Raw genomic sequence first — 11,956 nt, forward strand, 5'->3', positions numbered from 1 at the left:
AAACGGGGGGACTGATCGGTCGGGTCATGCGGTCGGCGCCGCCTTGAGCGGCTCCCACCAGGCGCGGTTGTCGCGGTACCACTGCACGGTCTGCGCCAGACCGTCGGTGAGGTCGATGCTCGGGGCGTACCCCAGCTCTTGATTGATCTTGGTGATGTCCAGCGAGTAGCGACGGTCGTGGCCCTTGCGGTCGGTGACCGGGACGACCCGGTCCCAGCCGGCGCCGCAGGCCTCCAGCAGCAGGCCGGTCAGCTCCTTGTTGGTGAGCTCGGTGCCGCCGCCGATGTTGTAGACCTCGCCGGCGCGGCCCTTCTGCTGGACCATCGCGATGCCCCGGCAGTGGTCGTGCACGTGCAGCCAGTCGCGGATGTTGCCGCCGTCGCCGTAGAGCGGGACGGTGCCGCCGTCGAGCAGGTTGGAGACGAAGAGCGGGATGACCTTCTCGGGGAACTGGTACGGCCCGTAGTTGTTGGAGCAGCGGGTGACCACCACGTCCATGCCGTGGGTGCGGTGGTAGGCCAGCGCGAGCAGGTCGGAGCCGGCCTTCGAGGCCGAGTACGGCGAGTTGGGGGCGAGCGGCCAGGTCTCCGTCCAGGAGCCCTCGTCGATCGAGCCGTACACCTCGTCGGTGGAGACGTGCACGAAACGGCCGGTGCCGTGGCGCAGCGCGGCGTCGAGCAGGGTCTGGGTGCCGAGCACGTTGGTGGTGACGAAGGGCGCGGCGCCGGCGATCGAGCGGTCGACGTGCGACTCGGCCGCGAAGTGCACGATCACGTCGTGCCCGGCGACCACCTCGTCGACGACGGTCGGGTCGCAGATGTCGCCCTGCACGAACCGCAGCCGCGGGTCGTCGCGCACCGGGTCGAGGTTGCCCAGGTTGCCCGAGTAGGTGAGCTTGTCGAGCACTGTCACGCCGGCCGGGTCGAGCGCTGGCACGCCCTCGGCCGTGCCGCCGGGCACGCCCAGCAGCATGCGGACGTACTCCGAACCGATGAATCCGGCACCGCCGGTGACGAGGATCCTCACGGGTCCAGGAGTGTACGCGAAGGCGTACGCGGGCATGTCGGCGGCGACCTGCGACATGCCGGCGGGCTGGTTGCGGCTAAGCTCCCCAGGTGCGCGGAATTCTACTCGCCGGCGGTACCGGTTCCCGGCTCTGGCCGATCACCAGGGCAGTGTCCAAGCAGCTGCTGCCGGTCTTCGACAAGCCGATGATCTACTACCCTCTCTCCACCCTGATGATTTCCGGGGTGCGGGAGATCCTGGTGATCACCACTCCGGAGGACCAGGACCAGTTCCGCCGGTTGCTCGGCGACGGCAGCCAGTTCGGGCTGCGGCTGGAGTACGCGACGCAGGACCGCCCGGAGGGCATCGCCCAGGCGTTCCTGTTGGGCGCGGACTTCATCGGCGCCGAGTCGGTGGCCCTGATCCTCGGCGACAACATCTTCCACGGTGTCGGCCTGGGTCGGCAGCTCGCCGCCCACAGCGAGGTCGTCGGCGGCCGGATGTTCGCCTATCCGGTGGCCAACCCGCAGGAGTACGGCGTGGTGGAGTTCGACGCCGAGGGGCGGGTGCTCTCGATCGAGGAGAAGCCGGCGCGGCCGAAGTCCCGCTACGCGGTGCCCGGGCTGTACTTCTACGACAACCGGGTGGTCGACATCGCCGGCAAGCTCACCCCCAGCGCCCGGGGCGAGCTGGAGATCACGGCGGTCAACGAGGTGTACCGGGAGACGGGCGAGCTGTCCGTCACCCTGCTCGACCGGGGTACCGCCTGGCTGGACACCGGCACCCACGCCTCGATGATGCAGGCCGGCGAGTTCGTCCGGGTGATCGAGGAGCGGCAGGGCCTCAAGATCGGTTGCGTCGAGGAGGTGGCCTGGCGGGCCGGCCTCATCGACGACGACCAGCTGCGGGTGCTCGCCGAGCCACTGGTCAAGAGCGGGTACGGCGAGTACCTGTTCGGGCTGCTGGCCGAGAAGAACGAGGGGCGCGTGGGCCGGTGAAGATCCGCGAGCTGAGCATCGAGGGCGCCTGGGAGATCAGCCCCCAGCAGCACGGCGATCCGCGCGGCATGTTCATGGAGTGGTACCGCTTCGACAAGCTGGCCGAGGCGGTGGGGCACCCGCTGCGCCTCGCCCAGGCCAACCTGTCGGTCTCCGCGCGGGGCGTGGTGCGCGGCATCCACTTCGCCGACGTACCGCCGGGGCAGGCCAAGTACGTGACCTGCGTGCGCGGCGCGGTCCTCGACGTGATCGTGGACCTGCGGGTGGGCTCGCCGACCTTCGGCCGCTGGGAGGGCGTCCGGCTGGACGACACCGACCGGCGGGCGGTCTATCTCAGCGAGGGGCTCGGGCACGGGTTCTGCGCGCTGACCGACGACGCGACGCTGAGCTACCTGTGCTCGGCCACGTACAACCCGACCGGCGAGCACGCGGTGCACCCGCTGGACGAGGAGCTGGGCATCGAGTGGCCCGCCGAGGTGCCGCTGCTGTCCGCGCGCGACGACGCCGCGCCGACCCTCGCGCAGGCCCGCGAGAGCGGCCTGCTGCCGGAGTACGACTCCTGCCGGCGGTTCGTGGCGAGCCTCGGCCCGGACGGAATGTCGCACTCGGCCGGTATGTGACCGCCCCTCGGGCACGACCTGTGGTGTGACAGTGACGAACCGGGCCTCCGGGCGGCTAATGTCTCATCATGGAGCGGCGAATCTTCGGCCTCGAGACCGAGTACGGCGTCACCTGCACCTATCGCGGGCAGCGGCGGCTGTCCCCGGACGAAGTCGCGCGGTATCTGTTCCGGCGCGTCGTGTCCTGGGGTCGGTCGAGCAACGTGTTCCTGCGTAACGGGGCCCGTCTCTACCTGGACGTCGGGTCACACCCGGAGTACGCGACACCGGAGTGCGACTCGGTGACCGACCTGGTGGCCCACGACCGGGCCGGCGAGCGGATCCTGGAGGGGCTGCTCGTCGACGCGGAGAAGCGGCTGCACGACGAGGGCATCGCAGGTGAGATCTACCTGTTCAAGAACAACACCGACTCGGCCGGCAACTCGTACGGCTGCCACGAGAACTATCTGGTGTCCCGGCACGGGGAGTTCGGTCGGCTCGCCGACGTGCTCATCCCTTTCCTGGTGACCCGGCAGTTGATCTGCGGGGCCGGCAAGGTGCTGCAGACGCCGCGGGGCGCGGTCTACTGCCTGTCGCAGCGGGCCGAGCACATCTGGGAGGGCGTCTCCTCGGCGACGACCCGCAGCCGCCCGATCATCAACACGCGCGACGAGCCGCACGCCGACGCCGAGCGTTACCGGCGCCTGCACGTGATCGTCGGTGACTCGAACATGAACGAGGTCACCACGCTGCTCAAGGTCGGCACCGCCGACATCGTGCTGCGGATGATCGAGGCCGGTGTCGTCATGCGCGACCTGTCGCTGGAGAACCCGATCCGGGCCATCCGCGAGGTGTCGCACGACATCACCGGCCGCCGCAAGGTGCGCCTGGCCTCCGGCAAGGAGGTCAGCGCTCTGGACATCCAGCAGGAGTACCTGGCCAAGGCCACCGAGTTCGTCGAGCGTCGTGGCGGCGACCAGGCCGCCAAGCGGGTCGTCGAGCTGTGGGGCCGGGTGCTCAACGCGGTCGAGAGCGGCGACCTCGAGCCGGTCTCGCGCGAGATCGACTGGGTCAGCAAACTGCGGCTGATCGAGCGGTACCAGCGCAAGCACGACCTGCCACTGTCGCATCCCCGGGTGGCGCAGATGGACCTGGCCTACCACGACGTGCGCCGTGGCCGTGGCCTCTACGGGCTGTTGGAGCGCCGTGGCGAGGTGGACCGGGTCGCCACCGACCCGGAGATCTTCGAGGCCAAGGAAACCCCGCCGCAGACCACCCGGGCGCGCCTGCGCGGCGAGTTCATCCGGCACGCCCAGGAGAAGCGGCGCGACTTCACCGTCGACTGGGTGCACCTGAAGCTCAACGACCAGGCGCAGCGCACCGTCCTCTGCAAGGACCCGTTCCGCGCGTACGACGAGCGGGTGGAGCGGCTGATCGCCAGCATGTGACGGGTACACCGGCCCCGGCGGTGGTGTTCACCGCCGGGGCCGGCGCAACCGGTAGGCTGAGCGCGCCATGACGACTTCCGGACCACCCGACCGCACCGAGCGCGGCGCCGAGCGGCAGAACTGGGTCGAACGTCGGCGGGAAAAGATCCGTGCCGAGATCGACCGCAACCGACGCGGTGAGTACACCGTGCCGACCTGGGTGCTGGCCGTGGCGCTGGTGGTCATCGTGGGTGGCTGGCTCGCTCTGATCTTCCTGTCCTGAACCGCGTTGTCCCGGTCCGGTCAGCGCTGCGTGCCGTGCTCACCCTCTCTGCTGGTCGTCGTGTCCGTGTCGATTGCCCAGTCGCCGTTGGCGGTCGTTCCGATGTGCTCGTGTGCTCTCATGGGCATGACGCTACTGACCACTTGTCAGGAAGCTGTGAGGCTCCAATAGGGATCCGATGGTGGTTCGCCACGCCCTGCGACCCGTCCCGTCCTCGTGTGTCGGTCACGAGGTGAGGTAGTCCCGGAACGTGTTCGTCGAGCAGTGGATCTCGCCTTCGCCCACGTGCGCGGAGGTGAGATCGTCCGCGTAGCCGACCTGGTAGCCCACCGTCGCCAGTGCCCGGGTGGCGGCGGTCTCGAACACGTCGTGGCCGCCGAGCAGAGGGCCGTACGGTTTGGGCGCGACGTACCGGTTGCCGTTGACCACCAGCCCGTTGATCAGGTTGGGGGTCTCGCCGACGGCGTACCGCATGGCGTTGAGGGCGACGATCGCGTCGTCCTTCTCCGGTCCGTCGTCCATGCCGTCGATCGCGCTCTGTGCCAGCGCCCAGTCGAAGCTGCGGGCGGTGAACAGGACCGGAATCCGGACGATCCGGGACGCCGGCAGGCCCAGCGTGGCGATGTTCTGGTCGATCCGGCGGGCGGCGATGCGGTTGGTGTCGACGAACTGGTCGTCGGCGCGGAACTCGGCGACGGTGCGCTTGTCGATGCGCTCGTCGTAGGGCCACTCCAACGTCGGCAGGTTGCCGTGCAGCTTCTCCTTCTGCGGCACGCCGGCCAGCATCGTGAGGCCGGCGGCCGGGTCGGCGACGATCGCCTTCCATCCGCCGTCGACGGGCAGGAACTGGATGAACTCGTCGACGTGCCCGACGGTCAGCCAGCCGGTGTCCACCGTGACCACGTCCTGCGCGCCCTGTGCCCGAAAGAACGTCATGACCCGCGCCGAGGGCGTGCCGCCCACCACGATCGTCCCGTTCGGGTGACCCGGCGTGGGCGGCATGGTCTCCAGGTTGCCCATCGAGTCGTACGTGTTGTCGTCGTCGCTGTCGGCCTGCGGCACGTCGGCGATGTGCACCACCGCCACGTCGCGTCCCCGCAGCTGCGTGTAGGCGGCGCGCGCGGCCTGCCGGTGCCGGTCGTTCACCGAGGGCACGAGCACCCGCATGCCGTTCCCGTCGACCTTCTGGTACGCCGGTTCGAACAGGTCCTGCGTCCAGCCGTCGTCGGCGGTCGCCAGGGTGGTCAGCGGTGCCACCTTGGCGATCTCGGCATGCCAGCCGCGAACGTTCTCGTCATCGGATTCGGCGGCGAACACACGTTGCAGTCGTTGCGTGTTGAGCTGGGTGAGCACGGGTGCCGCCCGCAGACGTACCGCACGGGTGGTGGCTGCGCCCGCGACGGTGACGGTCAGGGTGACCACCGCCGTGCCGTCCCAGTCGGCCCGGTCCCGCACGACGTCGGTGCCCTCCAGGCCCAGGTCGACGCCTCGGCGCAGCTCGGCGACCGTCAGGACGTCCGCCACCTCCCAGCGGGCGCGCTTCACGAACAGCCGCACTTTGCCGCTCGTCGTCACCCTCGCGGTGGCGGCGGCCGGCGCGTTCGACCAGGGCGTCACCCGCAACCGGAACAGGTCCCGCTCGTCTGCGGCACCGTTCACCACCGCGTCGGCGGCGTCGTTGCACGCGGCCAGCTGCCGGTCGGCGAGGTTCTGCTCCCACCGGTGCGACCGACGCAGGGCCAGGAAGTCCCTCTCGGCCTGCTCCTGGTCCGGTAGTTGGGCGAGGGCATCCTTCTCGTCGCTGAAACGTTGCTCGTTGGCCTCCTCGCGGGCCACCGCCTCGCTCGTGATCCGCTGGGCCGCCGACCGGCAGGCGTTCGCGTCGTCGTCGATGTTGGCCAGGAACAGCCCGCCCGGAGTGACCTCCTGGAGCTGGGCGCCGCTGCTGTCCGCGGCCGAGGCCGGAACGGGCGCAACGGTCAGGGCGACGGCGGTCAGGCCGGCCACCGCCCACGTGGTGGATCGATTCATGGGCGTGGACGCTAACGACGACTTGTCAGGGAACGGTCAGCGTTCGGTTGGAAACTGTTCGTGGATCGCCTCGCCCACCGAACCGTCAGGGAAGCGGCCCGATGCCGGGACGCGGGCCGGCGTGGTCGGCGGTCCGCGCCTGACCGTCGTGCCGGCGTCCGTCGGTGACCCACCGGGGCCAGAGATGGCCCAGCCGGGTCGCGCCCTCGGGTATCCGTTGGCCGTCGCCGACGTGGGTGGTCCGCCCGCATCGGGTTCCGGTGCGGGCCGTCCGCCCGCACTGCGCGCCCCAGCGGTCTCGGCCCATCCTGCGCCGGTGCGGGCAACTCCGCCCGCCCGGCCCGTCGGCGGCGACGACGACGCGGGAGCCGATCATGAACGTCGAGCCCCTACCCCAAGACCAACGCCCAGTAATCCGCTGACCCCCAGACCACGAGCACCGCCCGCGTTGATCATGAAGTTGTTGCCAAGACACGCCGGGGCGGCGCGCAATAACTTCATGATCAACGCGGGGTCAGGGGGTGGGGGTGGGGTTTGGGGGTGGGGGTGGGGGTTGGGGGAGGTGGGTTGTGGTGTGGCGGCCGGCTGCTGCTGCTGCCAGGAAGTAGGCGTGGTCGGCGTCCAGGGCGCGGCCCATGGTGGACAGGGGGACTGGGCTGGCGCGCAGCGCGGCGTCCAGGCCAGCCGTGGGCACCGTCACGATCCGGTGCCGGGCCGCCAGTGGGGCCAGGGCCGCGTCGACCTCGGCGGCCAGGGCGGGGTCCAGGCCGTCGGGCACCACCAGCTCCGCCGGGGCGAGCGCCACCCGGCCGTACGCGGTGAGACTGTGGTGCGACACGCCGTTGTGCCGGGGGCGGGGGTCGGCGTCGGAGATGCGCAGCGAGCCGACCGGCCGCCCGCCGAGCGTGGCGATCGCGTTGACCGCCTCGCCAACGGCGACGCCGGAGAAGCCCCACCGGGTGCCCGTGCCCAGATTGCCGGGCCCCTGCGCCACGATGGCCACGTCGGCGCGCAGCACGTGCCGGGCGGCGAGCAGACCGCCGTGCAGGGTCGTCGCTTCCAGGTCGCCGCCGAACGCCTGCCCGACCGTGATCGTCCCAGCCAGCTCGTCGCGTAGACCGGCGAGGGTGCGGGAGAACCAGGCCGGCAGCGCCCCACCGTCGGTGAGCAGGTACGCGACCCGCGCCTGCGGGGCGTCGACCCGGATGCCGGCCAGGATCGCCGGCAGCGCCGAGTGCAGGTCGGCGGTCACCACCGGCATGCCGCCCAGGTCGTCGGCGTCGGCCAGCACGGCGCGGTGCGGGGAGGCCTCCTCGTCCACGCCGAGCAGGATCGGCTGCAACGGCGTGTAGCGGGCCTTGACCAGGTGCCCGGAGTCGCGGTTGTCGGCGGCGTCCGGCGGGTCCGGGGGCAGCCGGTCCGGCAGCGCCACCACGAGGGCGTACCCGCCGGTGCCCAACCCCATCAGCAGCGCACCGGCGTTGAGCAGCACCCGGTCGCCGGGCTCGGGCGTGCCGACCAGCTCGGGATAGGCCAGCGCCCGCATGCGCGTGCCGTCGGGCAGGTCGACGTCGAGTTCCACCGCCCCGGTCCACTGCCGCCGCAGCGCCGCCACCGTCCCCGTACGCCATCGCACCATGACGGGCACGCTAGCCGCGCGGGCGCGGCGGACCGCGACCGGGTGCGACGCCGGCGTGATCAGGTGGAGTCGTCGCCGAGCGGCGCGGCCTGGGTGTGTCGGGCGTTGCCGGTGGCGCCCGGCTGCGAGCGGGTGGGGTCGAGGAACACGAAACGAATCTCCGGGTACCGCTCGGTGAGCCGCCGCTCGGCCTCGTCGGCGGTGGCCTCGATCTGCGCGCCGGTGGCCTCGTCACGGAAGTCGACCTTGGCGGCGACGAGGATGTCGTCCGGGCCGAGCTGCATGGTCAGCAGGGTGTCGATGCGGTCCACCTCGGGCAGTTCGGCCAGCTCCTGTTCGATCTCGTGGCGGAGTCGCTCCGGGACGGCCCGGCCGACCAGCAGCGACAGGTTGTTGCCGGCGAGGACCCCGGCGACCGTCAGCAGCAGCAGGCCGATCAGGATCGACGCGACGCCGTCCCACACCTCGTCGCCGGTGGCGTGCGACAGGCCGACGCCGAGCCCGGCCAGCACGAGGCCGATCAGGGCCGCGCTGTCCTCCAGGAAGACCGCCTTGACTGTGGTGTCGGCGGTGAGCCGTAGGAACCGTCGGGGGGTGGTCTGCCAGCGCTCGGACTCGCGGCGGACCTGCCGTACGGCCCGGGCCAGCGAGATCGACTCGATGACGAACGAGACCGCCAGCACGATGTACGACACGAGGTAGTCGCCGCTGTGCTCGTGCACGAGGATCGTGGTGACGCCGTGGGTGACGGCGAAGCCGGCGCCGGCCACGAAGGTGAACATGGCGGCGAAGAACGCCCAGACGTAGGCCTCCTTGCCGTACCCGAAGGGGTGTCGCTTGTCGGCCGGGCGGGCCCCGCGGCGTAGCGCCTGGAACAGCAGCACCTCGGTGGTGGTGTCGGCGACCGAGTGCGCGGCCTCGGACAGCATCGCGGCCGACCCGGAGATCAGGCCGGCGACCAGCTTGGCGACCGCGATGGCGAGGTTGGCCACGCCCGCGACGACCACGGTGCCGACGCTCTCGCTCTCGGTCTTCATCCCGGCTTGCGACATGAGGGCAACCCTATGACCGTGGGCGGCGGCGCGCCGGGGGAGAGGCTCGATCCGAACAAGTGTGCGGCACGCCCGCGTGGGTGCACGTCCTGGGCGTGTCGGCTGCTAGCGTCTACCGCGTGTCGCGGACCCGCACCGAACGCCTGGTCAACCTGGTGATCTGCCTGCTGTCCACGCGACGGTTCCTGACCGCCGCGCAGATCGCCGCGACCGTGCCCGGCTACGAGCACGATCCCGACGACGCGCGTGACCACGAGGCGTTCCAGCGCAAGTTCGAGCGGGACAAGGCCGAGCTGCGCGAGCTGGGCGTCCCGCTGGAGACCGGCACGGCCAGCGTCTTCGACGCCGAGCCGGGTTACCGCATCGCCCACCGTGAGTACGCGCTGCCCGACATCCCTCTCGAACCGGACGAGGCCGCCGCCGTCGGCATCGCCGCGCGCCTGTGGCAGCACGCCGGGCTGGCCGCCGCGGCGTCGTCCGGGCTGGCCAAGCTGCGCGCCGCCGGGGTGGACGTGGACCCGCAGGCCACCCTCGGCCTGGAGCCGATGGTCACCGTCGACCCCGCGTTCGCGCCGCTGACCGCCGCCGCCCGGGACCGCCGTGAGGTCGGGTTCGACTACCGGGTACCCGACCGGGACGCCTCCAGCCGCCGCCGGCTCCAACCGTGGGGCGTGGTCTGCTGGCGGGGTCGGTGGTACGTGGTCGGTCACGACCTCGACCGGGACGCCACCCGCTGCTTCCGCCTGTCCCGGGTCGTCGGCGCGGTCCGGGTGGCCGGTGCGCCCGGCGCCTACCAGCCGCCGGCCGGAGAAGACCTGATCAGCTACGTGGCCCGGTGGTCGGGGCCGGTGGAGCGCACCGGCCGGGCGACCGTGCTGGCCGCGCCGGGGCGGGCCGCCGGCCTGCGCCGCTGGGCGGTCGAGGTGACCGCCGGGCCGGACGGCGACCGGTTGGTCCTGCCGTACGCCGACCCGGACGGTCTGGCCGGCCACCTCGTCGGGTACGGCCCGGACGTGCGGGTGCTCGACCCGCCGGAGGTCCGGGAGGCCGTCATCCAGCGCCTCAAGGAGATCGCGGTCCGCCACGACGAGCTGGCGGTCTCGGGAGGTGCCCGGTGACCCGTCCGACCGCCCGTGGCGGTTCCAAGACCTCCGCCGACCGGCTGGCGCGCCTGCTCAACCTGGTGCCCTACCTGTTGGCCCGCCCCGGCATCGAGGTCGCCGAGGCGGCCGGTGACCTGGGCGTCACCGAGCGGCAGCTCCGGGAGGACCTGGAGCTGCTGTGGGTGTGCGGGCTGCCCGGGTACGGCCCCGGCGACCTGATCGACATGGCCTTCGACGGTGATCGGGTGACCATCACCTACGACGCTGGTATCGACCGGCCGCTGCGGCTCACCCCCGACGAGGCCCTCGCGCTCGTGGTGGCGCTGCGGATGCTCGCCGAGACCCCCGGCGTCGCCAACCGGGAGGCCATCGAACGAGCCCTCGCCAAGATCGAGGATGCCGCCGGTGACCTGGTGGGCGCCCCGGTCGCGGTGCGGCTGCCCGGGGACAGCCGCCGGGTCGAGGCGCTGCGCGCCGCCGTGGAAGGCGGCCGGGCGCTGCGGATCACCTACTACACCGCCGCCCGGGACGAGACCACCGAGCGCGTGGTCGATCCGCTGCGGATGCTGATGGTCGGCGGTCGGGCGTACGTGGAGGCGTGGTGCCGGCGCGCGGAGGCGGTCCGGCTGTTCCGCGCCGACCGGATCGACGCGATCACCGAGCTGGACGAGCCGGCCACCGTCCCGCCGCAGGCCGTCCCGCACGACCTCACCGAGGGCGTCTTCCGCCCGTCGCCCGACCTGCCGCTGATCACCCTGCGGATCGGGCGGGGCGAGCGGTGGATCACCGAGTACTACCCGTGCGAGCGGGTCGAGGCGGGCGACGGCGAGCAGTGGCTCGTCTCGCTGCGCGTGACCGACCTCGGGTGGGCGCGACGCTTCGTGCTGGGCCTCGGCCCGGACGTCGCCGTGGTCGCCCCGGTCGAGCTGGCCGAGCAGGTCCGGGCGTCCGCGTCCGCCGCGCTCGACGCGTACGCGGTGCCCGCGCCGGTGACACGGCTGCCCGACGGCGAACCGGCGGCCGCGGCAGCCGCCGTGCCGTCGGGCGATCCGGCGGTGGCCGGCCGTACCCAGTAGGCTGGCCGGCGTGCTGATCTGGATCGTGCTCGCGCTGGTGCTGCTCCCACTCGTGGCGCTCGCGCTGGCCGTGCGCCCGGTGCTGGCCCGACTGCCCCGGCTGCGTCGCGCCGCCGAGGCGTTGCAGCGCCGGGCCGGGGAGGCGGAGTCGCTGCGGGAGACCGCCGAGGCGTTGCAGCAGCGCGCCGAGGGCGTCCAGCGTCAGCTCGACACCGCCCAGCAGCGCCTTGAGCTGATCAAGGCCAAGCGCGGCTGACACTGCCGTCGGCCCGTGTGGTTGACGGACCATCGCGCGTTGGTCAAGACTTCACCGGCCGGGCCGGACCACCACCACCCGGCGGGTGGCATCCGACCGATCCGCACGTACGATGGGCTGCGTACCACCCCCCGGACACAGAGCGACTGGAGCTTCTCATGGGTGCCCTCAAGCCGTGGCACATCGCCGTTCTCGTGGTTGTGCTGATCCTGCTCTTCGGCGCGAAGCGGCTTCCCGACGCGGCCCGCTCGCTGGGTCGCTCGCTGCGGATCATCAAGGCCGAGACCAAGAGCCTGCAGGACGACGACCGCGACCTGGCCGAGAAGGCCGACGCGCAGGCCGGCTACCAGCCGCTGCCGCCGCACGCCGGTCAGCAGGCGCCGTACGCCGGGCAGCCGCAGCAGCCGCCGTACCAGCAGGCGCCGGCGCAGCAGCCGGTCGTCGACCCGGTGCACCGCGTCCGCGACAACTGACCGAAGGGCCCTGG

13 protein-coding genes are annotated in these 11,956 nt (G+C 72.0%); 8 read left to right on the forward strand and 5 right to left on the reverse strand.

Annotated features, from left to right (window positions below; translation table 11 throughout):
* Positions 1-24 precede the first annotated feature (24 nt).
* Positions 25-1,026 (reverse strand): dTDP-glucose 4,6-dehydratase, encoded by a 1,002-nt coding sequence (rfbB, locus tag ABZU91_RS03700; protein WP_355233521.1) that lies wholly within the window; start codon positions 1,024-1,026, stop codon positions 25-27.
* 89 nt (positions 1,027-1,115) lie between these two features.
* Between rfbB and rfbA the strand changes: the two genes are divergently transcribed.
* The 4 genes from rfbA (at position 1,116) to ABZU91_RS03720 (ending at position 4,312) form a co-directional block, all read left to right on the forward strand.
* Positions 1,116-2,003 (forward strand): glucose-1-phosphate thymidylyltransferase RfbA, encoded by an 888-nt coding sequence (rfbA, locus tag ABZU91_RS03705; protein WP_355053027.1) that lies wholly within the window; start codon positions 1,116-1,118, stop codon positions 2,001-2,003.
* Positions 2,000-2,623, forward strand: a complete 624-nt coding sequence (gene rfbC, locus ABZU91_RS03710; protein WP_355233523.1) for a dTDP-4-dehydrorhamnose 3,5-epimerase — start codon at positions 2,000-2,002, stop codon at positions 2,621-2,623. The genes rfbA and rfbC overlap by 4 nt, the downstream gene beginning before the upstream one ends.
* A 68-nt stretch (positions 2,624-2,691) precedes the next feature.
* Complete coding sequence (gene pafA, locus ABZU91_RS03715; protein WP_234581936.1) at positions 2,692-4,050, forward strand: Pup--protein ligase; 1,359 nt, start codon at positions 2,692-2,694, stop codon at positions 4,048-4,050.
* A gap of 67 nt (positions 4,051-4,117) precedes the next feature.
* Complete coding sequence (locus ABZU91_RS03720) at positions 4,118-4,312, forward strand: hypothetical protein (protein WP_355233526.1); 195 nt, start codon at positions 4,118-4,120, stop codon at positions 4,310-4,312.
* A gap of 225 nt (positions 4,313-4,537) precedes the next feature.
* On the opposite strand, the gene ABZU91_RS03725 is transcribed toward ABZU91_RS03720, so the two are convergent.
* The 4 genes from ABZU91_RS03725 to ABZU91_RS03740 all read right to left on the reverse strand — a co-directional run bounded on the left by ABZU91_RS03725 (position 4,538) and on the right by ABZU91_RS03740 (position 9,034).
* Positions 4,538-6,343 carry a protein-arginine deiminase family protein gene (locus ABZU91_RS03725; RefSeq protein ID WP_355233528.1) on the reverse strand — a complete coding sequence of 602 codons (1,806 nt, stop codon included), beginning with the start codon at positions 6,341-6,343 and terminating at the stop codon, positions 4,538-4,540.
* An 85-nt stretch (positions 6,344-6,428) separates the two neighbouring features.
* Positions 6,429-6,719: a hypothetical protein gene (locus ABZU91_RS03730; RefSeq protein ID WP_355233530.1), complete on the reverse strand. Its 291-nt coding sequence runs from the start codon at positions 6,717-6,719 to the stop codon at positions 6,429-6,431.
* 138 nt (positions 6,720-6,857) lie between these two features.
* On the reverse strand, positions 6,858-7,982 hold the full coding sequence (locus tag ABZU91_RS03735) for a DUF3866 family protein (RefSeq protein ID WP_355233532.1): 1,125 nt from the start codon (positions 7,980-7,982) through the stop codon (positions 6,858-6,860).
* Between the two features lie 59 nt (positions 7,983-8,041).
* Complete coding sequence (locus ABZU91_RS03740) at positions 8,042-9,034, reverse strand: cation diffusion facilitator family transporter (protein WP_355233534.1); 993 nt, start codon at positions 9,032-9,034, stop codon at positions 8,042-8,044.
* 119 nt (positions 9,035-9,153) lie between these two features.
* Here ABZU91_RS03740 and ABZU91_RS03745 point away from each other — a divergent pair, with 119 nt between their 5' ends.
* From ABZU91_RS03745 to tatA, 4 genes are all read left to right on the forward strand, one after another.
* On the forward strand, positions 9,154-10,152 hold the full coding sequence (locus ABZU91_RS03745) for a WYL domain-containing protein (RefSeq protein WP_355233536.1): 999 nt from the start codon (positions 9,154-9,156) through the stop codon (positions 10,150-10,152).
* On the forward strand, positions 10,149-11,213 hold the full coding sequence (locus ABZU91_RS03750; RefSeq protein WP_355233538.1) for a YafY family protein: 1,065 nt from the start codon (positions 10,149-10,151) through the stop codon (positions 11,211-11,213). Before ABZU91_RS03745 ends, ABZU91_RS03750 begins: the two co-directional genes overlap by 4 nt.
* 10 nt (positions 11,214-11,223) lie before the next feature.
* Positions 11,224-11,469: a hypothetical protein gene (locus ABZU91_RS03755; protein WP_355233540.1), complete on the forward strand. Its 246-nt coding sequence runs from the start codon at positions 11,224-11,226 to the stop codon at positions 11,467-11,469.
* Positions 11,470-11,627: 158 nt separating this feature from the next.
* The gene (tatA, locus tag ABZU91_RS03760; RefSeq protein WP_355233542.1) at positions 11,628-11,942 is read left to right on the forward strand and encodes a Sec-independent protein translocase subunit TatA; all 315 of its coding nucleotides are present in this window, start codon (positions 11,628-11,630) and stop codon (positions 11,940-11,942) included.
* Positions 11,943-11,956: the final 14 nt, after the last annotated feature.

The sequence above is a fragment of the Micromonospora sp. NPDC005174 genome (assembly GCF_040608495.1).
In the GTDB taxonomy this organism is placed as follows: Bacteria; Actinomycetota; Actinomycetes; order Mycobacteriales; family Micromonosporaceae; genus Micromonospora.

Coding starts and splice junctions, on each gene's coding strand:
- ABZU91_RS03725 (WP_355233528.1), bottom strand. CDS start 6,343: ATGAATCGATCCACCACGTGGGCGGTGGCCGGCCTGACCGCCGTCGCC.
- ABZU91_RS03730 (WP_355233530.1), bottom strand. CDS start 6,719: ATGATCGGCTCCCGCGTCGTCGTCGCCGCCGACGGGCCGGGCGGGCGG.
- ABZU91_RS03720 (WP_355233526.1), top strand. CDS start 4,118: ATGACGACTTCCGGACCACCCGACCGCACCGAGCGCGGCGCCGAGCGG.
- pafA (WP_234581936.1), top strand. CDS start 2,692: ATGGAGCGGCGAATCTTCGGCCTCGAGACCGAGTACGGCGTCACCTGC.
- tatA (WP_355233542.1), top strand. CDS start 11,628: ATGGGTGCCCTCAAGCCGTGGCACATCGCCGTTCTCGTGGTTGTGCTG.
- ABZU91_RS03740 (WP_355233534.1), bottom strand. CDS start 9,034: ATGTCGCAAGCCGGGATGAAGACCGAGAGCGAGAGCGTCGGCACCGTG.
- ABZU91_RS03735 (WP_355233532.1), bottom strand. CDS start 7,982: ATGGTGCGATGGCGTACGGGGACGGTGGCGGCGCTGCGGCGGCAGTGG.